We start from the raw sequence: 22,664 nt of genomic DNA, 5'->3' as shown, positions 1-22,664 counted from the left end.
CCATGGAAATTACAAATCACGCCGTAATGCCCGGCGAAACTCTGGGCCAGATTGCTACGCGCTACAACACTACTGTGGCGCAACTTCGTCAGATGAACCCCTTCATCACCAACCCGGATAATGTCAAAGTCGGATGGAACCTGAGCGTTCCAAAAGCCGCTCAATCGCCTGCTGTGCCTGCCGCTCAGACACCTGCCGCAGCTCAACCGCCCGCGCAAACGACCCCGGAAGCCGCAACTCAGTGCTCTGCGGAGGATCTGGTTGAACTGGAGCCTGTCAAAGACACCCCAGATCAGAGCTCAAAGACTTTCAAACCGCACGCGCCTCCCTGCTCGAAAAAGTTTGCCAGTGCGATTTATGCCACCGAAGAACAAGAATTTTGGCTGCTTCCCGAACGGGCAAAGTCCGCTATCAAAGAATCCATGTTTGCCTTGGATAAAATGATTGCGCCCAGCAAATCACGTGATGCACGCCTGAACGGGTTGCAGGAATCTGGTTTGCTGGAATACTTCCTTGAGCCCAAGTTGAGCAACTTTCTCACTGGCGCGCAGCGTGCACGCATGGAAGAGTTTGAAGCGATGGGCGATGAGATCGAAATCGATCCCGCCACCGCTAAAAAAAGGCAGAACGACGCTAATGGAAACAAACCGGCAGTCGCTCCTGCTCAGTCCACGGATGAGGACACGCCGGTATCTCGCCTCGACCGTCTAGCGACAGACATAGCTACTGACCAGCACGTTCACAAAGCATATGCCGATTTTTACAAGCGGCGGGCTGAGTGGGTCGCGCTAAAAAAGAAGCGGTAGCGGCCGCTAAGTTGGAAGGCTACACCTACGAAAGCGGCTCGCTGTACTCCAAGAGGGCGATTGAAGCGCGGGCACGTGTGCAAGCTTATCTGGAGGCTCGCAAGAAGTTCCTCGGCAACAAAGACTTCAAGCAGGTATCGCTGGAAGACGTTGCCAAAGCCTTGGCGGAAAAGAAAAAAGTTACGACAATATCTGCAGTGGCATGACTGACTGCACCGCCGATCTGGTCGGTTATGTCTACACACTACACAAAAATGGCGAAGCGCTTGATTACCACGCTTATACTGAATCCATCATCAAAGCGTCCGAGTATGGTCTTGCTCTTCCGGAATTCGCCTTGATCAGTGACGGACTCCCTTCCGGTATCGAGCAGTTCAAACTGTATCTGGACACAGAGAAAAAGCAGGTAGAAGTTACAGCGCAGCTTCAAGAGAAATACAAACGCTGGATCGAGGCAACAGGCCAAAATGCCCAGGCGCCAGCCGGCCTCGTTGATGCAGAACGTGCCAAGTGGGATCAACTACAAAAAATCAAAGATGACCTCCAGGCCACAGCCCAAAAAAATGTCAGCACCAGTAAACCTGGTCGTTATTTAATTTGGGAACCAGAAGAGTTCCAACCGAAACCAATCGACCGTATGGTAAAGCCAGGCTTTCCACTGCGTGAAGTCAGCCTTTCTGACGCCAAGGGCACGCCCCTTGGATGGTTCAGCATGGCGAACCTGAAAGATGCAAAAAAAATCATCAAAGAAGATTTAAAAAAGGCGGCTGGCTCGATAAAGAAGGTAAAAGAAAGTCTACCAACCGATGCTACCGAAGGCTCCGATAAAAACAGTGAAATCAGTTCGTTCCGCCAATGGCTCTTGGATCAGGGCGCAATAAAAATCAGTGATCAGGCTGGCGACTGTTTCGACGAAAAAGGCTGGTTCAAAGCTAAAGACTTTTACGCGCACTTGAAAAAGCAAGGTTATGAGGTTACTGAACTAGAAGACGACGCGGCCCTAACTAACTGGGGCAAGCACCTTCAGCAACTAGTGTTCCAGAAAAGTGTGCGCGGCGAAGTAAGGCTGTTTGATGCAAGTCCTCAGGCTCAATTCGTCCGCTGCCTGACTCCTCCACAGCCGAGCATTCACGGTGAACTGAAGCTAGAAGGCCCGAAGATGTCCGCCGCGGAAGGCTTCCAGATATCTGGGGAGATGGGATTGAGCCTGGACTTGGCACGGGGCGAAGTTCAGTTAATGAAAGTGGACATGCCTGCCAAAGCCAACGCTCAAGAAATCATGCTTGACTATCTCTTGGACGGCAGCCCACGACAAATGAGTTTCGGCCGCTTCTCCTTTCACTTTGGTGCAAAGGCCTGGGGTTACGCTGGAGCGTCGTTATTGTTAGCTGGCAGCGTCGAGCTGAGCCCTATCTTCGGCAACGTCAAATATGGAGCGTCGCTGAGCCCGGTAAAACGCGCACAACGTGAAGACGCTTCTGCAAAAGAAGAACGCGCCGATCACGCAGCCGCCAAGCAAGCAAAAACCGATAGCGGTGACGATAGTCCTACTCCTGATCTTGAACACAAGTCGAAATCCGGCACCTACGCCGACTCCAAAAGCACAGAGCAACTGCGCGGCGGACGTTTCGCAAAAGTACAAATCGAAAACGGCGCAAAAGCCAGCTTCAATGTCTTTGGGGGTTTGCAAGCCGCCATTGAGCTTACCGGCGTATTGAACTGGGCGCCGCCAAAAGAACTCGCCGCCTTACGCACCGCACCTTCAACGGGGATTGGCAGCGCTAAAGACGCGAAAAATGCAAATCCATGGTTGACGCTGGCCAAGTTGAGCGGTTCAGTTGGGGTGGCGTTTGGCGCGGGCTTTCAGGGAACGGCGCAGGTGTCTCTCGATAAGGGGCGTTTTATTTTGAACTTGAAAGCGGCTGTGGTACTTGGCCCAGGTGCAAATGGTAGCTTCAAGTTCGAAGTTGGTTATGAGGCAGTGGTTGACCTTGTAAACTTGTATCGCCGGGAGTTGCACAGAGCCAAAGGCAGAAAAGTGGAGTGGATGGAGACAGAAGCGGGACAGTTTGCATCGGCGCTGAACGCATTAGGAGCTGCTGGGCTTAGTGTGGAAATGTCTTACCTGATGGGTTGGAGTGTTGTCATGGACTTGTATGACGCGATGACCAGCGGAGGAAAAGGTGGTCCGATTGCTCATGCTATTATTGAATACCAAAATCCAGACGAGTTAAAAAAATGGGTTGTAGAGGCCACCCCTGCCGCGTTAGGCCCGATTTTGTTGACACTGATATCTAATCCGGAGGAGTTCGCCATAGCCACAGCGAAACAAACTAGCATTAGCGCTTCAAACGATGGCAAGAAAAAATATACTAGAGATACAGCATATTTAGCGCAACAGACAGCGATCGAGATGATAATTACTCATATAACTACTAACGCTCAAGAGAAAGGAAGCCTACCGGAGGCTCAAAAACAATTTGAGCTAGCTTGCGCATGCATGAACAAATTCGGGGTCGAACCGGTTGATACAGGGCAAAAATACTGTGAAAACCGCTATTTGTTGGACAATTTCATGAGCGAACCAGTGCTTGCGGTAACTGAAGCACTCGGAAACACTACTAGGGCTCGATATAAGAAAAATGCTTCGATATTAGGTGGGCCGATTGATGGATCCTGCAAAATTGTTATGCATGAAAACAGCTACATACCAAGGCCTTCTGTGAAATTTTCAGCTCCAGCGGGAAAATCAAATTGATAAACTTAAAAAAATTGTTCGCTACAACCTTCTGTGTCCTCCTTATATTTCTCTGCAATACCGCTAATGCAACACTAACAAAAGAGCAAGAAGAAGCGAAGAAGAAAGGCATTGAGCTCTACAATCAATACAAAGCAATATCCGCAATCGAGTTTTTAGAAATCGCTGCAAAGGGTGGTGACAATGAAGCACTTTACTATCTAGGAGAATCAATAAGAAAAAACAACAGATATATGACCCAAGAAGCGCAAAAGGCTTACGAGGAGTCAGCAAAGAAAGGCAATATTTACTCTATGATTCGGCTCGGCGGCGCGGATCAAGATTTGTGCGTAACTATGAATAATTGTTCTTCCTCTGAGCAATCGCCTAAAGATTGGATGAACAAAGCCAAAACCCTTGCTACAGATCAGGCATCTCATGGTGACGCTGAGTCGATGTACCTACTATGGGAGATAACAGGAAACGATGAATGGCTTGAAAAGTCCGCAGAAAAAGGTTTTGCATTAGCGCAATTTCGTTTAGCGACCAAGTATCAAGAGGGGGAGGCATGTTCCTACTACCCTCTAGCAGATCAGATGAAATCGAAAAATGGATGAAAGCCGCTGCAGAGAATGGTTATCCACCAGCCATGATGGGATTTGCCGCTACGAGGATTGAAAAAGCCGATTTGTCATCATTTAGAAAATGGAATGAAAAAGCTGCAGCCTCAGGCTATGCATCTGCAGTTTTTGGTTACGCGTCATATATTGGCGAAGCTGAACCAAAATACGGATTCGAATCAGACCCGGTAAAGTCATACGCACTATTGTCGAATCTACTGGAGCTTGATGGTGGTGGAAACGTAATAAACAACGTTAACGACGTATTGCCGGAAGTAGAAAAAAAGCTGTCAAAAGAGCAACTAGAAAAAGCAAAAGAACTCGCAAAAACGTGGAAGGCCACTCACCCACCGCTCTCGTTTTTTCCAGATAAGTTAGGGTACTGAAATTTAGCAGCACAGCCTTATCATTAATTTTTTTCGAGCACGTCAAAGCCTGTACCCTAATGATTCATATCGCAAACGACAAATGCCCGAGACAAGGGAAAAGCAACCGTAAATAACTCAGCTCATGTTCACATCGGTTAACTCAGCCTTAACGCCACAGTCAGAGACTCCATATCACCGCACACCCTCAGCTTTCCCCCGCTGACGCCCAGTGCGGCAGGCTCGCCCGGCTTCGTGCCGGGCGCCTACCCGCAACGCTGGAGTCCTCTCATGAACATTCGTCCCTTCCTGCTCACTGCCACCCTCGCCTGCAGCTCATACGCCGCACTGGCCCAAGCCAACGTCACCTCCGCCACATCGAATCAAACACCCTACCAATACGGCATGCCACTACACGTGGCGAAGGTGCTTTCGCTAACCGAGCCGCCGACCTCGGAATGCAAAGTCATCACCGCCGACATGAAATACATCGACAACACCGGCAAGCCCGCACAAATCAGTTACAGGAAATTATCTGACGCTTGCAGTCAACAGAACTGACAGACGCTTCTGATTTTCCGGTTGGCCATAGGCTTGGGGTGGCTTCGGCGGTTATGCTCGGGGCCTTCCCTACTGCCGCAAGGATTGGCCATGCAGTTGTCGTTCCGCACGTTGTCGAGCTTCACTTCAATCCTGTGTTTTCTGCTGGCGCTGGTCTGGGGATTTTTTCCGGAGGCGTTGCTGGCGATCTGGAGTATTGGCTATTCGGAAGGCACTGGCGTAGTCGCTCGGCGCAGCGCGGTGCTGTTTGCGGCGTTGGGGGTCATGTTTTATTTGCTGCGCAATGCTCCGCCGTCAGTGGCACGCAGTGCACTGAGCAATGGTTTTATCGTCGGCTGTTTCGGTTTGGCGGCGTTGGGTTTTGGCGAATGGCTCAATGGTCATGCCGGCCCCGGGATCTTGCTCGCGGTGCTGGTCGAGTTCGCGCTGGGCCTTGGTTTTGTGCAGGCCCGGCGCGTGACGGACGAACTGGGTGAGACGGTGGGTTAAACGGCTCGAGAACGAGCGCTGGTTTGATGTGTCGTGGTCTGTTGCGCGAGGTCGGAACGCAGGCCAGCGACCAGGTTGTTGATTTCACGGCAGCTGTTCAGGCGGCTGGCGTCGATTCCACTGACGTAGAGATCGGCTTGGTCGGTTCGATGGTCGCCAAATACTTTGACGGACATCGACAAGTCTGGTGTCAACGTGCACTGGCAGCGTTTCGGCAGGAAGCTGCTTTCAATGATGTTGCGTAATTCCAAGGCAGATAAAAACATGGCGAACCCTCTCCTTTCTGTGCGATTGCCAATCAAGTATTCACGCTGACCCTCTGCTGCGCCTTCACGGGTGTGCCCCCGCTGTTTCCCTGGTGCGGCAAGTGGTGGTACTGCGAAATGCCCATTGGAGTGTAGGCGCCCAAATCCTGTGCGCCTCACCAAAAGAACGCATAAAACGTGCCTTTGATCGGTTCGTTTTGCTCCCTTCAAAATCAAGCACTTGGAAATGTGGCCAGTATCCTGCTATTTGCAAATTGCATGAATCGACCACCCGTCCACTGCAATCTGCAATCTCCGGGCAAATTTGCTTTCGCAGACTATGACGGCAAGAATGTCTCCCATTGCAATTCAACCCGCACGGAGGCCTTCATGAATTCTTTAAGCGTTTGCGCGATCACCGGCCTGTTGATCGCCAACCTTTCCACTCTAGCCCACGCCGCCAAGCTCGAAGACGTCGCGCCGTATCCCAAAGCCGAAGCCGGGTTTACCCGTCAGGTCATCCATCTGCCCAAACAAGAGCAGGAGGAGAATTTCCAGGTTGAAATTCTCGCCGGCAAAACTCTGGAGGTGGATTGCAACCGTCAACGTCTGGGCGGTGTGCTCGATGAAAAGAACCTGCAAGGCTGGGGCTATCCGTACTATCGCCTGGAAAAGGTCATCGGTCCGATGAGCACGATGATGGCCTGCCCGCCCGGCAGCCAGAAAAAGCGCGCTTTCGTTCCGGTCGTCGGTGACGGCTTCATGTTGCGCTACAACAGCAAGTTGCCAGTCGTGGTGTACGCGCCGTCGGACGTCGAAGTGCGCTATCGCATCTGGTCGGCGTCGGACAAAGTCGGCACCGCCCTGCAGGAATAACCGGAGCCCAGCCCTTGATTACTTGCCACGTCAGATATGTGATCGATCCTTACCAGTTACCCGCTTTCGAAGCCTATGCCAAAGCGTGGCTCGACATCGTTGAGCGCTTGGGCGGCACCCACCACGGCTACTTCCTCCCCTCGGAGGGCGCGAGCAACATTGCTTATTGCCTGTTCAGTTTCCCGTCGCTGGCCGATTACGAAAGCTATCGACATATTGCAATGACAGACCCGGAAAGCACCGCACTGGTTGCCAATCTGGTCGAGAAGAAATTCATCGTCAGTTACGAGCGCACGTTTCTGCGCCCGCTGCTGCCCTGATCGACATCACGCCGGCACGCCGCAAGCAGCGGCGCGTTCGGCGACATGGCGCAGGCTGTCGAAGTTGATGTTGGCCCCGGAGTCGATGGCGACGAATGTCTGATCGCGAACCCCACTGCGCGCCACGTACTGCTTGATCCCCGCAACAGCCAGCGCACCCGAAGGTTCAGTGATCGAACGGGTATCGTCGTAGATATTCTTGATCGCGGCGCAGAGTTCGTCATTGCTGACCGTGATCACTTCATCTACACAGAAGCGGCAAACCTCAAAGCCATACGCGCCAATCTGCGCTACCGCTACGCCATCGGCGAAGGTGCCGACACTGGGCAGGACCACCCGCTCGTCCGCACTTAAAGCCACTTGCAGGCACGCCGAATGTTCGGATTCGACGCCGATGATCCGCACTTCCGGGCGCAGGTATTTGACGTAGGCCGCGATACCTGCGATCAAACCTCCGCCGCCGACCGGGATGAAGATCGCGTTCAGCGTGCCTTGATGCTGGCGCAGGATTTCCATAGCCACGGTGCCTTGTCCGGCGATTACGTCAGGATCATCGAAGGGTGAAACGAACGTGCATCCGCTCTGCTCGGCCAAATGCAACGCGTGGGCCAGAGCAAAGGGAAAACTCTCGCCATGCAGCAATGCGTCGGCACCGTGACTGCGCACGCCGAGCACCTTGAGCTCAGGGGTGGTAGACGGCATGACGATCGTCGCGGCGATGCCCAATTCCCGTGCCGCCAGCGCTACCCCCTGCGCGTGATTACCCGCCGATGCAGTGATCACTCCCCGCGCTCGCTGCTCATCGCTCAGTTGCACGAGTTTGTTGTAAGCACCACGGATCTTGAAAGAGAACGTCGGTTGCAGATCTTCGCGCTTGAGCAGGACCCGATTGCCCAATGTTTCCGACAACGCCGGCGCAGGCTGCAACGGCGTACGCACCGCAATGTCGTACACCGGTGCGGCCAGGATCTTTTTCACGTAATGCTCAAGCAGGGCTTGCTGGTCGGGGGTGTGCGGCATGGTCGTCTCCTGACATTTTTCAGAACCCCGGAGACAGAAAGTAAAAACCCGCCTCTAGGGCGGGTTGGGTGCTGCAGCCGTGAGCTAGCCCGCCAAATGAGGAATGGCGGTAATAATGCTTGGCTGGCAGCGCGATACGGTGAAAGTCATGGGCTGGAAATTAGCCTGCCAGCGGATGACAAGTCAATGGCCCGCTGCAGAACTTTGAATCTTCCTAATGACTGAACAGTCACTGCAAAAGAGCACAACAACTTCCGCTCCAAGCCGATGAAAGTGGAGATTGACCATGAATATCCGCCAAGCGCTATTCGCCGTCCCGCTGCTGGTCGCCGCCCTGTCCAGCCCTGCTGTATTCGCTGTCGATGAAAGCGACGCCGTGAAAAAGCCCGAATGTCCGAAAGGCCAGGTGTGGGACAGTAAAACCCAGCAATGTGTGTTGCAGACCAGCGGCACAACGCAGCCCTGAAATTCGTCATACGGTTCAGGCCGTGGCCGGCAACCACAGCCTGAATCGCGCCCCACCCAGCGGCGAACTCTCAACGGTAAGTGTGCCGCCCTGCGCTTCCAGCGCTCGGCGGCTTATCGCCAAACCGAGGCCGAACCCACCCGTCGCGCGATCACGGCTGCGGTCGAGCCTGTAGAACGGTTCGAAAATCCGCTCGCGCTCATCGTCGGGAATGCCGATGCCATCGTCGTCAACCCAGATCTCACACCCGCCAGCAATGACCTGCACGCCAATCTGAATGCGCTTTTCGCAATAGCGCATGGCATTGCGCAACAGGTTCTGGATGGCCCGGGCGGTCAGGCGCGGATCCAGCGCGAAGCGTTCGAGCTGACCGTGCAGCAGAACGTCAATCACTATGTCTGGCGACTCCAGCTCCTCATCGACGCTGCCGAGAATGCTGTCGATGAATTCGTCCAGCGACACCTCGATGCGCTCAGGCGACTGCGCCGGATTCTGCAAACGGCTGTAGGAAAGCAACTCCAGCACCAATTCATCCAGCTCACGAATATGCGCGACCAAACTCTGCAGCCGCTCGCGGCTGGCGGCCGGCAAGTCTTCTGACAACGCCAGCGCCAGGCCGAAATCCAGACGCGTCAACGGCGTGCGCAGCTCATGGGAAACGGCGTTAAGCAGATCGCGCTGCTGGTTGAGCAGGTTTTCGATATCGCCGGCCATGGTGTCGAACACGTTGGCGAGGCTGCCGATGTTCGAACTCGGGGCGATTCTGGTTCGCTCGCTCAAGTGGCCTTTGCCGAAGCGTTCGGCGGTGCCTTTCAGGCGCTCGAGATCGCGCCAGTGCGGGCGCAACCAGAGCAGCAGGCAGCCGAGCAACATGGCGCCGATGAGCACATTAATGCTCCAGTACAACAGATCGACGTCGACCGGATCCGGCGGTACGACCATACGCACGGCCATGTCCGCATTCAGCGGAGTGACTGCCAAAGTTCGCCAGCCCCAATCGCCGATGCGCACCACGTTCTCACCACGGTGCAAACGTTCCTGCTCGATGGGCGTGAACACCGGGTCGTCGATTGGCGTCAGGACGATGTGCAGCGGCTGGAATTCCTTGTCCATCGCCGCCGCAATCGCCGGCCATTGCTCTTGCGGCGCAGCATGAAACTGCTTGGTGATCAGCGATTGCAGACCTCGGGAGAATTCCAGATTGTAGGTGACGAAGCGATCACGGAAGGCCATGACCACCAGATCCGGCACCAGATAGATCGCCGCACTATAGGAGACGATCGTCACCAGATACAGGCGAAACAGAATGCGAAACATCAGCTCAACATTCCCATTCGGAGCGGCTGAACAGATAGCCCTTGCCCCACACGGTCTTGATCTTGCGCGCCTCGCCGGCGTGATCATCGAATTTGCGCCGCAGCTTGGAAATCGCCACGTCCACCGAGCGGTCAGTGCCATTGAATTCAATACCGCGCAGCCGCTGAAGAATCTGATCGCGACTCAGCACTTCGCCGGCATGTCGGGCCAGCACCACCAGCAAATTGTATTCGCCGCTGGACAGTTCAACCGCTTGATCACGCCAGGTCACGGTGCGCTCGGACAGATCGATGCACAGATTGCCCATGACGATCCGATCGTTGACCGCCAGCGGTTCGCCGAGGCTGCTGCGCCGCAACAACGTGCGCACCCGCGCCAGCAGCACTCGTGGCTCGCAGGGTTTGGTGACGTAGTCGTCAGCGCCCATTTCCAGGCCCAGTACCTGATCATGACTGTCATCGCGGGCCGTGAGCATGAGGATCGGCAGTGTCGCCGAATCGGCACGCAGCAAACGGCAAACCTGCAAGCCGTCGAGGCCCGGCAGCATGAGGTCGAGGATCACCAGGTCCGGCGGACTGATCCGCGCCCGCTCGCGCACATGGTCGCCACGGCCGATGACGCTGACGGAATAACCGTTGCGCTCCAGGTAGCTGGAAATCAGTTCGGCGAGGGCGGTGTCGTCTTCGACCAGGAGGATGTTGGGCATGGGGTGTTCCAGAGAATGCTGTGGCGACAGTCGGGACTCATTCGCTCGCACATTGAAATGCGATCTCCTGTGGGAGCGAGCCTGCTCGCGAAAGCGATCGAACTGTCGCAATAAATTTCAAGGCCTGCAGGATATACGCCCTCGCGCACCACCGAGCAAAACCCTTACACAATTTCACACAGCAGCTACAAAGCTTCACCGCTAACCTCCCGGTCTGGCCGTAGGATGCGGCCTTCAATATTGGGGGTTGTACATGTCTGGAAAACTGCTGGCCGGGCTCGGCCTGATCGCATTGGCGCTAACGCTGAGCGCCTGTGACTCATCCTCGAACGCCGAAGAGCAAGCACCACCAGCCACCGTGCGCATCGAGACCATCAAAACCCAGCCATTGTCGATCAGCAGCGAACTGAGCGGCCGCATCGCCGCGCCACGGATTGCCGAAGTGCGTGCGCGAGTGGCCGGCGTAGTGTTGCAACGCACCTACCGCGAAGGTAGTGACGTGAAAAAAGGCGATGTGCTGTTCCGCATCGACCCGGCACCTTTCAAGGCGGATCTGGACAGTGCCGAAGCCGCGCTGCGCAAAGCCGAGGCCAACGCCTTTCAGGCCAGATTGCAAGAACAACGCTATGCGCAGTTGATCGAGGACCAGGCCATCAGCGGTCAGGACTACGACAACGCCCGCGCCGCTGCACGGCAGACGGCAGCTGATGTCGCTGCCAGCAAAGCGGCGCTGGAACGGGCGAAACTGAACCTCGGCTATGCCACCGTCACCGCGCCGATTTCCGGCCGTATCGGTCGCGCCTTGGTCACCGAGGGTGCGTTGGTCGGGCAGAACGAAACCACGCCGCTGGCGTTGATTCAGCAACTCAACCCGATCCATGCCGACCTCACCCAGTCGACCCGCGAGCTCAATGAACTGCGCCGGGCATTGCGCTCCGGGCAGTTGCAGGAAGTCGGTCAGGATCAAGCGAAGGCCACGCTGATTCAGGATGACGGTAGCGTGTATCCGTTGCCCGGCAAGCTGCTGTTCAGCGACATCACTGTCGATCCCGGCACCGGGCAGATCATTGTGCGCAGCGAGTTTCCCAATCCGGATCTCGACTTGCTGCCGGGCAGCTTCATCCGCGTACGCCTTGAGCAGGCAACCATCCAGAACGGCATCACCGTACCGCAACGCGCGGTGCAGCGTGACAGTGCCGGCATTGCCCAGGTGCTGACTGTCGATGAACAGATGCGCGTGGCGCAGCAACCGGTGCAACTGGGTGCGGTGCAGAACAATCGCTGGATCGTCACCGGCGGCCTGAAGCCCGGCGACCGTGTTGTCATCGAAGGCCTGCAACACGCCCGTCCCGGGGAAAAGGTGCAGATCGACGAACCCCACTTCCACTTGCCCAGACCACTGGTCAGTAAGCAGGACGCTTCTATATGCCGCAGTTCTTTATCGACCGCCCGGTGTTTGCCTGGGTGGTCGCCCTGTTCATCCTGTTGGCCGGTGCGCTGGCCATTCCGCAGTTGCCGGTGGCGCAATACCCCGACGTCGCCCCGCCGCAAATCGAGATTTACGCCGTCTACCCTGGCGCCTCGGCGCAAACCGTCGATGAAAGCGTGGTCAGCCTGATCGAGGAAGAGCTCAACGGTGCCGATCACCTGCTCTATTTCGAATCGCAAAGCAGCCTGGGCAGCGCGACGATCAAGGCAACCTTTCAGCCGGGCACCAATCCCGAGCTGGCGCAGGTCGATGTGCAAAACCGCCTCAAGGTGGTCGAGTCGCGCCTGCCGCAAGCGGTCAATCAGCAGGGGTTGCAGGTGGAGAAGGTCTCTTCCGGTTTCCTCTTGCTGATCACCCTGACCTCCAGCGACGGCAAGCTCGATGACGTGGCGCTCAGCGATTATCTGGCGCGCAACGTGATGAACGAGATCAAGCGTCTGGACGGTGTCGGCAAGGCGCAGTTGTATGGTGCCGAGCGGGCTATGCGCATCTGGATCGATCCGCAGAAGCTCATCGCGTTCAATCTGACGCCGGCCGATGTCAACGAAGCCATTGTTGCGCAGAACGCCCAGGTTTCAGCAGGTAGCATCGGTGATCTGCCGTCACCTTCGACGCAGGAAATCACCGCGACAATTCTGGTCAAAGGCCAATTGTCGACGCCGCAGGAATTCGCCGACATCGTGCTCAAGGCCAATCGCGATGGCTCCACGGTGCGCATCGGTGATGTCGCGCGAGTGGAGATCGGCAGTCAGGAATATCAGTTCGGTACACGCCTGAACGGCAAGCCGTCCACCGCCGTTGGCGTGCAGCTTTCTCCAGGCGCCAACGCGCTGAACACCGCGACACTGGTGCGGGCGAAAATGGACGAACTGGCGCGCTACTTCCCGGCCGGCGTGGAATACAAGATTCCTTACGACACTTCGCCGTTCGTCAAAGTCTCGATTACCAAAGTGATCTACACCCTCGGCGAAGCGATGCTGCTGGTATTTGCGGTGATGTTCCTGTTCCTGCAAAACGTGCGCTACACGCTGATCCCGACGCTGGTGGTGCCGGTGGCGTTGATGGGCACTTTCGCGACCATGCTGGCGCTGGGGTTCTCGATCAACGTGCTGACCATGTTCGGCATGGTGCTGGCCATCGGCATTCTGGTGGATGACGCCATCGTCGTGGTGGAGAACGTCGAGCGCATCATGGCCAGCGAGGGCCTGTCGCCCAAGGAAGCCACGCGCAAGGCGATGACGCAGATTACAGGGGCGATCATCGGCATAACGCTGGTGTTGGTCGCGGTGTTTATTCCGATGGCGTTCATGCAGGGTTCGGTCGGGGTGATCTACCAACAGTTCTCGCTGTCCATGGCCACCTCGATTCTATTCTCGGCGTTCCTTGCTCTGACGTTGACCCCGGCATTGTGCGCGACCTTGCTCAAGCCTGTCGGCAAAGGCGAGCATCACGAGAAGTCCGGATTTTTCGGCTGGTTCAATCGCCGATTTGAGCAATTGACCGACCGTTATCAGGGTTGGGTCGGCTATGCGCTCAAGCGTACGGGTCGCTACCTGATGATCTACGTGGTCCTGCTGATTGGACTCGGAATCTGTTTTGCGCGCCTGCCCTCCTCGTTTCTGCCGACCGAGGATCAGGGCTACACCATCACCGATATTCAATTGCCACCCGGCGCAACGAAGAACCGCACTGTACAAGTAGCCGAACAGCTCGAAGCGCACAACGCCGGTGAGCCGGGAATCAGTGACAGTGTGGTGATCCTGGGTTTCAGTTTCTCCGGTAGCGGGCAGAACGCAGCGCTGGCGTTTTCGACACTCAAGGATTGGTCGGAACGTGGCAGTGACGATACTGCCAGCTCAATCGCCGACCGCGCCAACGCGGCGCTGAGCCAGATCAAGGACGCCATGGCCTTCTCGGTGCTGCCGCCGCCGGTGGATGGCCTTGGCACGTCCAGCGGTTTCGAGTTCCGCTTGCAGGATCGCGGTGGTCTGGGCCATGCGACGTTGATGCAGGCGCGTACGGAACTGCTCGCCGCCGCCGAGAAAAGTCCGGTATTGATAAACGTCCGTGAAAGCGCGCTGGCAGAAGCACCGCAAGTGCAACTGATCGTCGACCGCAAGCAGGCGAATGCCTTGGGCGTTTCGTTCGCCGACATCGGCAACGTGCTGTCCACTGCCGTGGGTTCGAGCTACATCAATGACTTCCCCAATCAGGGCCGTATGCAGCGGGTGGTCGTGCAAGCCGAAGGTGATCAGCGCAGTCAGGTGGATGATTTGCTGAAAATGCATGTGCGCAACAACGCCGGGAACATGGTGCCGCTGTCGGCCTTCGTTCAGGCCAACTGGATTCAAGGCCCGGCGCAGTTGACCCGGTACAACGGCTATCCGGCGATCGCGATATCTGGTGAACCGTCACCCGGGCACAGTACCGGCGAGGCCATGGCGGAAATCGAACGACTGGTTGCGCTGGGGCCGAAAGGTCTGGGTCAAGAGTGGACCGGTTTGTCGTTGCAGGAACGCCTGTCAGGCAATCAGGCGCCGATTCTGCTTGGCTTGTCGCTACTGGTGGTATTCCTGTGTCTGGCGGCGCTGTACGAGAGCTGGTCGATTCCGACCTCTGTATTGCTCGTTGTCCCGCTTGGTGTGCTCGGCGCGGTACTCGCCGTGACACTGCGCGGCATGCCCAACGACGTGTTCTTCAAGGTCGGACTGATCACCATCATTGGTCTGTCGGCGAAAAACGCGATCCTGATCATCGAGTTCGCCAAGAGCTTGTATGACGAAGGTCACGATCTCATCGATGCGACGTTGCAGGCCGCGCGTTTGCGTCTGCGGCCGATCGTGATGACATCGCTGGCGTTCATTCTCGGTGTGGTGCCGTTGGCCATCGCCACCGGCGCCAGTTCGGCCAGCCAACAGGCGATCGGCACTGGCGTGATCGGTGGGATGGTTACGGCGACGCTGGCGGTGATCTTCGTCCCAGTCTTCTTCGTCGTAGTGATGAAACTCGTACAACGGTTCACCAAACCCCACTGATCCAAATGTAGGAGCTGTCGAGTGCAACGAGGCTGCGATCTTTTGATCTTGAAAAGCTAAGGTCGAAAGATCGTCCGATCGCGGCCCGAGCCTTCGGCAGCTCCTACAAAAGCCGGATCGCCTGCGCTATGGTGCGCTGACAGTTCACCAACGTGAGTCACCATGCGCTTCCTCGCCCGCACCCACCCTCGCCTCTCCGCCGCCGCTCTGCTCGGCCTCGCCAGCGGCCTGTTGGTCCCGGCCGGTTCCATCGTCAGCAAAATCCTCATTGGCTGGAACGTCGGTGTCTGGACATACCTGATTCTGATGTTCTGGCTGACCATTCGCGCCAAGGCACCGGACGTGCGACGCATCGCCGAAGTCGAAGACGAGAACGCCGGGCTGGTGCTGTTTGTGGTGTGCATTGCAGCGTTGGCCAGTCTCGCCACCATCACCCTTGAACTGGCCGGCAGCAAAGACCTGGAAACCTCACGCAAACTCATGCACTACGGGCTCACAGCACTGACGGTGACCGGCTCGTGGCTGCTGATAGGAGTGATCTTCTGCGTGCACTACGCAAGGTTGTTTTACACCTGGGACGGCAAAGAGCCGGCGCTGCGTTTTGCTGAAGGACTGACCACCCCCAATTACTGGGATTTTCTGTACTTCTCGTTCACCATCGGCGTTGCAGTCCAAACTTCGGATGTTGGCGTAGCCACGCGAGGCATCCGCAAAATCGTGCTGGCACAGTCGCTGATCGGTTTTGTGTTCAACACTGCGATTCTGGGCTTTTCGATCAATATTGCCGCCGGTTTGTTCGGGTAGGCAATCACCCGCCCGTCGGTAACGTAGGGCAATCCTCTGATCATTTACTTGACGACCGAATTGCTTCTGGTGTTTCCTGAAACCGGTTTCAGGCGCTGCCTGGCCTATAAATCCAATAACAAGGTTTGAGACCGTGAACGACTTCTCCGCCGCCCAGCGCAGCCGCGTGACCATGCTTGATGTTGCCGAACGCGCCGGTGTATCCAAGGCCAGCGTCTCGCGCTTCATCGGCGAAGACCGCGCGCTGCTCTCCGATGCCATTGCCCGGCGCATCGAGCAGGCGATTGATGAACTCGGCTACCGCCCCAACCAAATGGCCCGTGGCCTGAAACGCGGACGCACTCGGCTGATCGGCATGCTCGTCGCCGATATCCGTAACCCCTATTCGATTGCCGTGATGCACGGGCTGGAAACCGCCTGCCGTGCGCACGGCTACAGCCTGGTGGTGTGCAACACCGACCGCGATGACGAGCAGGAACGCCAGCATCTGGCGCTGTTGCGCTCGTACAACATCGAAGGGCTGATCGTGAACACGCTGGGCCATCACCGTGACGAATTGCACGAGCTGCGCCGCGAGATGCCGCTGGTGCTGGTGGACCGCAAGGTCGACGGGCTGGACAGCGACATGGTCGGACTGAATAACCCGCAAGCGGTTGAAATGGCACTCACACACCTTGAGCAGCGCGGATATCGGGACCTATTGATGGTCACCGAACCGTTTGACGGCACCAGCTCGCGGATCGAACGGGTCAGCAGTTTTCAAGCGCAGATTGCCCAACGCTCGGCCCTGACCGGGGCGGTGCTGGAAACCGGCGATGATCTGAAGGCGCAACTGCAAACTTTTCTAAGCACCTCCGGTGACGGTCCGAAAGCACTGTTTTGCGCCAATGGCGTGGCGGCGCTGGCGGCGACTCACGCGTTGCGCGCACTCGGTGTGCGCTTGTTCGAGGATGTCGGGCTGATTGCCCTGGATGATCTGGATTGGTATCCGCTGGTGGGCAGCGGGATCACCGCGCTGGCACAGCCGACGCAAGAGATAGGCGCGCGGGCGTTTGAGTGTCTGCTCAAGCGCTTGCGCGGGGATGATGAGGTGGCGCGAATTGTGGATTTTGCGCCGGTGCTGATTGAGCGGGGTTCGACCCGAGGAATTGGCGGCGTCTGATCTGGCGCTTTCGCGAGCGGGCTCGCTCCCACAGGTGACCGTGTTGCAAATGTGGGGCGAGCCTGCTCGCGAAAGGGCCTGCAAAAAACTACAGAATCACCTGATTTTTTTGAACAAAAATGAAACCGGTTTCAGAGGTCAATAACAATGAATAAACCCGCCGTTTCCATCAGTCTGTCCAGCTACGGTGCCGAGCTCGTTCGCCAGCGTGGGCAGGATTGTTTTATCGACATCCTCGCGGCAGCCGGGGCGAATCGCATCGAGTGGCGTGAAGAGCTGCTGACCCGTGAAGACCCGGCGCAACTGGCTCAGGCTACCCAGGCGCAGGGCCTGCAAAGCATTTATTCCTCACCCACCGAACTCTGGCTCGCAGGGCAAGCGCAGCCAAATCCCGAACTGATTACCGCGCTGCAACAGGCCCAGGCATTCGGCTCGAAATGGCTGAAAGTGTCCCTCGGTTATTTCACCGACAACTCTGACTTGCAGGCACTGGCCGAGCGACTCAAGCAAAGCCCGGTGCAACTGCTGGTGGAGAACGACCAGACCTTGCACGGCGGACGTATCGAGCCGTTCCAGCGTTTCTTTGCCGCCGTCGAGCAGTACAACCTGCCGATCAAGATGACCTTCGACATTGGCAACTGGCACTGGCAGGACCAGTCCGCCGCCAGCGCCGCACGCGCGCTCGGCCGTCACGTCGGTTATGTGCATTGCAAAGCCGTTGCGCGCCGCGCCGACGGCAAACTGATCGCCGTACCGCCGGCCATCAGCGATCTGCATCTGTGGGAACAACTGCTGCGGCACATGGACCAAGGCGTTATGCGCGCCGCCGAGTACCCGCTGCAAGGCGATGATCTGGTGCAACTGACCCGCGAACACGTCGCCGCCCTCGCCCGCCTCGGTCAATCGCGCCTGGAGCCAGCTCATGTCTGAGATCGATATTCTTTCTTTCGGTGAAACCATGGCGATGCTGGTCGCCGAGCAGACCGGCGATCTGGCCAAGGTCGAGCAGTTTCACAAACGGATTGCCGGGGCCGACAGCAACGTCGCGATCGGCTTGTCGCGCTTGGGTTTCAACGTCGCGTGGCTGAGCCGGGTCGGTAACGATTCGCTCGGACGCTTTGTGGTCGAGACGCTGATCAAGGAAGGTCTGGATTGCAGCCACGTCGAAGTCGATAAAAACCATCCAACGGGTTTCCAGTTCAAATCGCGCAACGACGATGGCAGCGACCCGCAGGTCGAATATTTCCGGCGCGGTTCGGCGGCCAGTCATTTGTCGCCCAACTCCATCAGCGACAACCTGCTGAGCGCCCGTCACTTGCACGCCACCGGTATTCCGCCGGCGCTGTCAGGTTCCAGCCGGGAAATGTCCTTCGAGCTGATGACCCGGATGCGCAACGCCGGGCGCAGCGTGTCATTCGACCCGAATCTGCGCCCGAGCCTGTGGGCCAGCGAGGGCGAGATGATCCGCCAGATCAATCGCCTCGCCGCCCTTGCCCACTGGGTCCTGCCGGGGTTGAGTGAAGGTCGCTTGCTCACCGGTTTCGACGACCCGGCCGACATTGCTGCGTTCTATCTGGATCAGGGCGCCGAGGCCGTGGCGATCAAGCTCGGGCCTGCGGGTGCTTACTACCGCACGCAGCTGGATCAGGGCTTCGTTGCTGGCGTGCCGGTGAGCAACGTGGTCGATACCGTGGGCGCCGGTGACGGCTTTGCGGTGGGGATGATCAGCGCCCTGCTCGAGCATCAGAGTTTTGCCGAGGCCGTGCAGCGGGCGAACTGGATTGGCAGTCGCGCGGTGCAGAGTCGTGGCGACATGGAGGGGTTGCCTTCTCGCTTGGAGTTGACCGCTGAATTCGCGAGCAGGCTCGCTCCCACAGGGGAACGCATTTCACATGTGGGAGCGAGCCTGCTCGCGAAGAGGCCCGCCTGATCACCGCAAATCAATGAACCTGCTGCGACAAAAACAACAAGCTCAGGAGTCACACCGATGAAAACCGCTACCCTCGCCACCCGCCGCTGGTGGTACATCATGCCGATCGTGTTCATCACTTACAGCCTGGCCTATCTCGATCGCGCCAACTACGGTTTTGCCGCCGCATCGGGCATGGCCGAAGACCTGATGATCACACCGGGTCTGTCCTCGCTGCTCGGTGCGCTGTTCTTTCTCGGTTACTTTTTCTTCCAGGTTCCAGGCGCGATCTACGCGCAAAAACACAGCGTCAAGAAGTTGATTTTCGTCAGCCTGATTCTTTGGGGCGGCTTGGCTACGCTGACTGGCGTGGTATCCAACGCCTATTGGCTGATCGTCATTCGCTTCATGCTCGGCGTGGTCGAAGCGGCGGTGATGCCGGCGATGCTGGTGTATCTGTGCCATTGGTTCACCCGTGCCGAACGTTCGCGGGCCAACACCTTTCTGATCCTCGGTAACCCGGTGACCATGCTGTGGATGTCGGTGGTGTCGGGCTATCTGGTACAGCATTTCAGCTGGCGCTGGATGTTCATCATCGAAGGTCTGCCGGCGGTGCTGTGGGCGTTTATCTGGTGGCGTCTGGCCGACGACCGCCCGGCCCAGGCCAAGTGGCTCAATGAGCAGGAAAAGCACGATCTGGAAAACGCGCTCGCCGCTGAGCAGGTCGGCATCAAAGCCGTGAAGAACTACGCCGAGGCTTTCCGTTCGCCGAAGGTGATCATCCTGGCGCTGCAGTTTTTCTGCTGGAGCATCGGCGTCTACGGTTTCGTGTTGTGGCTGCCGTCGATCCTCAAGGCCGGCGCGCAGATGGACATGATCGAGGCTGGCTGGCTGTCGGCGCTGCCGTATCTGGCGGCGGTGATCGGCATGCTCGCGGTGTCGTGGGGTTCGGACAAATTGCAGAAGCGCAAACGCTTCGTCTGGCCGCCGCTGCTGATCGCCTCTATCGCGTTCTATGGCTCGTATGCCTTGGGCGCCGAACACTTCTGGTGGTCGTACACCCTGCTGGTCATTGCCGGCGCCTGCATGTACGCGCCATACGGGCCGTTCTTCGCCATCGTCCCGGAGATCCTGCCGGCCAACGTTGCCGGTGGCGCCATGGCGCTGATCAACAGCATGGGCGCGCTCGGTTCTTTTGGCGGCTCGTATCTGGTCGGCTATCTGAACAGCTCGACCGGTTCGCCCGGCGCTTCCTATTTATTGATGAGCGGCGCGCTGTTGCTGTCGGTGGTACTGACGATTTTCCTCAAGCCCGGCGCCAGTGATCGCGTCGTCGCCAAAGCCGTCGCCACACCGCGTGTGCCGGCGCATTCCTGAAAGGACTTTTGCCATGAAAAAACAGGTCGTGCTGTACAAGAAACTTTCGCCCGCGCTGATGGCGCGCCTGCAAGAGCAGTTTGACGTAACGCTGATCGAAAGCCTCAACGCCGATGGCCTCATGCAGTTGCGCGATGCCCTGCCCCGCGCCCACGGTTTGCTCGGCGCCAGCCTGAAACTGGATGCGGCGTTGCTGGATCTGGCGCCGCAGCTGGAGGCGATTGCCAGCGTCTCGGTGGGTGTCGACAACTACGACATCGAGTATCTGAATCGGCGCAAGATTCTGCTGACCAACACCCCCGACGTGCTCACCGAAACCACCGCCGACACCGGTTTCGCCCTGATCCTCGCTGCCGCGCGGCGTGTGGTTGAACTGGCGAACATGGTCCGTGGCGGGCAGTGGAGCCGCAACATCGGCCCGGCGCATTTCGGCACCGATGTGCACGGCAAGACGCTGGGCATCATCGGCATGGGCCGCATCGGCGAAGCCCTGGCCCAGCGCGGGCATTTCGGTTTCGGCATGCCGGTGATCTACCACAGCCAGTCGCGCAAACCGGCGGTCGAGGAGCGTTTCGACGCACAATATCGCAGCCTCGAAGAGTTGCTCCAGCAGGCCGATTTCATTTGCCTGACCTTGCCACTGACGGCACAGACCGAACGCTTGATCGGCGCCGAGCAATTTGCGCTCATGCGGCCGGAAAGTATTTTCATCAATATCTCGCGGGGCAAGGTGGTTGATGAGGCGGCGATGATCGAGGCGTTGCGCAGCAACCGTATCCGCGCTGCGGGGCTGGATGTGTTCGAGCGCGAGCCGTTGAATCATGATTCGCCGTTGTTGCAGTTGAGCAACGTGGTGGCGACGCCGCACATGGGCTCGGCGACCCATGAAACGCGTGAGGCAATGGCGAGGTGTGCGGTGGAGAATCTGTTGGCGGCGTTGAAAGGACAGCGGCCGGCGAATCTGGTTAATCCTCTTAACTGATCGTTGCTGATCGTTCCCACGCTCAGCGTGGGAATGCAGCCCGGACGCTCCGCGTCCCTTCCGAAAGTTGGAACGCGGAGCGTCCCTAGAGGCATTCCCACGCGGAGCGTGGGAACGATCAGCAAGGCGCCGGTTCAGGCAATGCAAGACCCTCAGGCACTGCGCGCCTGCAACAGCTGCACCGCACACAACGCAATCCGCGCGCAGGCATCCGCCAGTTTGACCCGATCCACCACCAGCCCGATGCGAATATGCCCCGCCGCGCTCGGCCCGAACGCTTCACCGGCCAACACTGATACCCCGTAACCTTCCAGCAAGCGCTCGGCAAATGCCTGGGCGCCGAGGCCAGTCTGGCGCACATCGACCATCACGAACATGCCGCCATCCGGGCGAATCGGCTGCAACCCAGGGCAACCGTGCAAACGCTCGCACACCAGATCGCGGCGCAAGCGATACTCCTCGCGCATCTGAGAGACTTCCGGCAGATCGCTTTGCAGCGCCACTTGCGCGGCCTTCTGTACGAAATCCGGGAGACCGAAGAGCATGCTCAGCGACAGATTCACCAGATGCTCGGCCAAGGGTTTCGGGCCGATCATCCAGCCGATGCGCCAGCCGGTCATCGCATGGGATTTCGACAGACTGTTGATCGTCGCGGTGCGCTCGGCCATGCCCGGCAGGCTCGCCGGACTGATGTGTTCGCCTTCGTATAAAAGCTCGCTGTACACCTCATCGCTGATCAGCCACAGATCATGACGAATGCACAGCGCTGCCAGTCCCTGCCAGATCAGCAAGGACAAACTCGCGCCGCTGGGGTTGTTCGGACTATTGAGCAGCATGGCGCGCGTTCTCGGCGTGATGCGCGCAGCGACATCGGCCGGGTCGACACGAAAACCGTTATCGGGGCGAACCGGTACCGCAATCACCTTGGCACCGCAGGCGCCAAACACACCTTCGTAAGTGACGTACATCGGCTCGGCGACGATCACTTCATCGCCCGGATCGAGCAAGCACTGCGCCACCGAGTACACCGCGCATTGCGCGCCGGGCAGGACAATCACCTGATCAGGATCAACCCGTTGACCACTGCGCTGGCGATGACGCTCGGCAATCAGCCTGCGCAGCTCAAACCGCCCACGCACATCGGCGTAATGGGTATCGCCGGCCAACAGGCTATCGATCGCGCCATGGACGATCGGCAACGGCGTATCGAAATCCGGATCGCCGACGCTCAACAACAAAACATCAACGCCCTCGGCGCGCAGTTCCAGCGCTCGGTCGTGAATCTGCCAGGCAGCGGCACCCTCCCCGGCGATTCGTTGGGTCAAGGCTGAATAGCGCATGTACGTCTCCTGTTAGCGCGGTTTCCAGCCTTCACCGT

At 57.8% G+C, this 22,664-nt stretch carries 21 protein-coding genes and 2 pseudogenes; 18 read left to right on the top strand and 5 right to left on the bottom strand.

Features of this window, described 5'->3' with window-relative positions; all coding sequences use genetic code 11:
• Positions 1-2 precede the first annotated feature (2 nt).
• The 7 genes from ACZZ0K_RS09600 to ACZZ0K_RS09570 all read left to right on the top strand — a co-directional run bounded on the left by ACZZ0K_RS09600 (position 3) and on the right by ACZZ0K_RS09570 (position 5,578).
• Positions 3-806: a LysM peptidoglycan-binding domain-containing protein gene (locus tag ACZZ0K_RS09600; RefSeq protein ID WP_463559083.1), complete on the top strand. Its 804-nt coding sequence runs from the start codon at positions 3-5 to the stop codon at positions 804-806.
• The gene (locus ACZZ0K_RS09595; protein ID WP_463559082.1) at positions 779-1,012 is read left to right on the top strand and encodes a hypothetical protein; all 234 of its coding nucleotides are present in this window, start codon (positions 779-781) and stop codon (positions 1,010-1,012) included. Before ACZZ0K_RS09600 ends, ACZZ0K_RS09595 begins: the two co-directional genes overlap by 28 nt.
• Positions 1,009-3,564 carry a LysM peptidoglycan-binding domain-containing protein gene (locus tag ACZZ0K_RS09590; RefSeq protein ID WP_463559081.1) on the top strand — a complete coding sequence of 852 codons (2,556 nt, stop codon included), beginning with the start codon at positions 1,009-1,011 and terminating at the stop codon, positions 3,562-3,564. Before ACZZ0K_RS09595 ends, ACZZ0K_RS09590 begins: the two co-directional genes overlap by 4 nt.
• A complete protein-coding gene (locus tag ACZZ0K_RS09585) occupies positions 3,561-4,160 on the top strand; it encodes an SEL1-like repeat protein (RefSeq protein ID WP_460061532.1) in 600 nt (199 codons plus the stop codon). Before ACZZ0K_RS09590 ends, ACZZ0K_RS09585 begins: the two co-directional genes overlap by 4 nt.
• Complete coding sequence (locus ACZZ0K_RS09580; RefSeq protein WP_463559080.1) at positions 4,157-4,549, top strand: sel1 repeat family protein; 393 nt, start codon at positions 4,157-4,159, stop codon at positions 4,547-4,549. The genes ACZZ0K_RS09585 and ACZZ0K_RS09580 overlap by 4 nt, the downstream gene beginning before the upstream one ends.
• Before the next feature lie 270 nt (positions 4,550-4,819).
• Positions 4,820-5,089, top strand: coding sequence for a DUF2790 domain-containing protein (locus tag ACZZ0K_RS09575; RefSeq protein ID WP_095180120.1), 270 nt, complete (start codon positions 4,820-4,822; stop codon positions 5,087-5,089).
• A 90-nt stretch (positions 5,090-5,179) separates the two neighbouring features.
• Complete coding sequence (locus ACZZ0K_RS09570; protein WP_095180121.1) at positions 5,180-5,578, top strand: hypothetical protein; 399 nt, start codon at positions 5,180-5,182, stop codon at positions 5,576-5,578.
• Here the strand turns inward: ACZZ0K_RS09570 and ACZZ0K_RS09565 are convergent.
• The gene (locus tag ACZZ0K_RS09565) at positions 5,575-5,844 is read right to left on the bottom strand and encodes a DUF1652 domain-containing protein (RefSeq protein ID WP_041480220.1); all 270 of its coding nucleotides are present in this window, start codon (positions 5,842-5,844) and stop codon (positions 5,575-5,577) included. The genes ACZZ0K_RS09570 and ACZZ0K_RS09565 overlap by 4 nt on opposite strands.
• 369 nt (positions 5,845-6,213) lie before the next feature.
• On the opposite strand from ACZZ0K_RS09565, the gene eco reads away from it, so the two are divergent.
• Complete coding sequence (gene eco / locus ACZZ0K_RS09560) at positions 6,214-6,699, top strand: serine protease inhibitor ecotin (RefSeq protein ID WP_258706766.1); 486 nt, start codon at positions 6,214-6,216, stop codon at positions 6,697-6,699.
• Positions 6,700-6,713: 14 nt separating this feature from the next.
• Positions 6,714-7,019 (top strand): NIPSNAP family protein, encoded by a 306-nt coding sequence (locus tag ACZZ0K_RS09555; RefSeq protein ID WP_258706767.1) that lies wholly within the window; start codon positions 6,714-6,716, stop codon positions 7,017-7,019.
• Positions 7,020-7,049: 30 nt separating this feature from the next.
• Here ACZZ0K_RS09555 and ilvA read toward each other — a convergent pair.
• Positions 7,050-8,039: pseudogene (ilvA, locus tag ACZZ0K_RS09550) on the bottom strand (threonine ammonia-lyase, biosynthetic); the annotation flags it as partial.
• A gap of 286 nt (positions 8,040-8,325) precedes the next feature.
• On the opposite strand from ilvA, the gene ACZZ0K_RS09545 reads away from it, so the two are divergent.
• Entirely contained in the window at positions 8,326-8,505 is a 180-nt protein-coding gene (locus ACZZ0K_RS09545) for a hypothetical protein (RefSeq protein ID WP_016774888.1), read from the top strand.
• Positions 8,506-8,520: 15 nt separating this feature from the next.
• On the opposite strand, the gene ACZZ0K_RS09540 is transcribed toward ACZZ0K_RS09545, so the two are convergent.
• On the bottom strand, positions 8,521-9,822 hold the full coding sequence (locus tag ACZZ0K_RS09540; protein ID WP_258706768.1) for an ATP-binding protein: 1,302 nt from the start codon (positions 9,820-9,822) through the stop codon (positions 8,521-8,523).
• Positions 9,823-9,826: 4 nt separating this feature from the next.
• Positions 9,827-10,528, bottom strand: coding sequence for a response regulator (locus ACZZ0K_RS09535; RefSeq protein WP_016774890.1), 702 nt, complete (start codon positions 10,526-10,528; stop codon positions 9,827-9,829).
• A 253-nt stretch (positions 10,529-10,781) separates the two neighbouring features.
• Between ACZZ0K_RS09535 and ACZZ0K_RS09530 the strand changes: the two are divergent.
• The 8 genes and pseudogenes from ACZZ0K_RS09530 (at position 10,782) to ACZZ0K_RS09495 (ending at position 21,286) form a co-directional block, all read left to right on the top strand.
• Positions 10,782-11,938 (top strand): annotated as a pseudogene (locus tag ACZZ0K_RS09530) (efflux RND transporter periplasmic adaptor subunit).
• 15 nt (positions 11,939-11,953) lie between these two features.
• A complete protein-coding gene (locus tag ACZZ0K_RS09525; protein ID WP_252882123.1) occupies positions 11,954-15,052 on the top strand; it encodes an efflux RND transporter permease subunit in 3,099 nt (1,032 codons plus the stop codon).
• Between the two features lie 162 nt (positions 15,053-15,214).
• Positions 15,215-15,856: a DUF1345 domain-containing protein gene (locus ACZZ0K_RS09520; protein WP_252878283.1), complete on the top strand. Its 642-nt coding sequence runs from the start codon at positions 15,215-15,217 to the stop codon at positions 15,854-15,856.
• 133 nt (positions 15,857-15,989) lie between these two features.
• The gene (locus ACZZ0K_RS09515; RefSeq protein WP_290127630.1) at positions 15,990-17,018 is read left to right on the top strand and encodes a LacI family DNA-binding transcriptional regulator; all 1,029 of its coding nucleotides are present in this window, start codon (positions 15,990-15,992) and stop codon (positions 17,016-17,018) included.
• Between the two features lie 147 nt (positions 17,019-17,165).
• Positions 17,166-17,948: a sugar phosphate isomerase/epimerase family protein gene (locus tag ACZZ0K_RS09510; protein ID WP_150740936.1), complete on the top strand. Its 783-nt coding sequence runs from the start codon at positions 17,166-17,168 to the stop codon at positions 17,946-17,948.
• On the top strand, positions 17,941-18,948 hold the full coding sequence (locus ACZZ0K_RS09505; RefSeq protein ID WP_252882124.1) for a sugar kinase: 1,008 nt from the start codon (positions 17,941-17,943) through the stop codon (positions 18,946-18,948). The genes ACZZ0K_RS09510 and ACZZ0K_RS09505 overlap by 8 nt, the downstream gene beginning before the upstream one ends.
• A gap of 57 nt (positions 18,949-19,005) precedes the next feature.
• The gene (locus ACZZ0K_RS09500; RefSeq protein WP_252882125.1) at positions 19,006-20,304 is read left to right on the top strand and encodes an MFS transporter; all 1,299 of its coding nucleotides are present in this window, start codon (positions 19,006-19,008) and stop codon (positions 20,302-20,304) included.
• A gap of 13 nt (positions 20,305-20,317) precedes the next feature.
• A complete protein-coding gene (locus ACZZ0K_RS09495) occupies positions 20,318-21,286 on the top strand; it encodes a 2-hydroxyacid dehydrogenase (RefSeq protein ID WP_252882126.1) in 969 nt (322 codons plus the stop codon).
• A 152-nt stretch (positions 21,287-21,438) separates the two neighbouring features.
• Here ACZZ0K_RS09495 and ACZZ0K_RS09490 read toward each other — a convergent pair whose 3' ends face one another.
• Positions 21,439-22,626 carry a pyridoxal phosphate-dependent aminotransferase gene (locus ACZZ0K_RS09490; protein WP_258706769.1) on the bottom strand — a complete coding sequence of 396 codons (1,188 nt, stop codon included), beginning with the start codon at positions 22,624-22,626 and terminating at the stop codon, positions 21,439-21,441.
• Positions 22,627-22,664: the final 38 nt, after the last annotated feature.

The sequence above is a fragment of the Pseudomonas sp. AC255 genome (genome assembly GCF_979258175.1).
The sequence above is the reverse complement of the archived record's forward strand: the minus strand, read 5'-3'. Positions and strand labels throughout refer to the sequence as shown.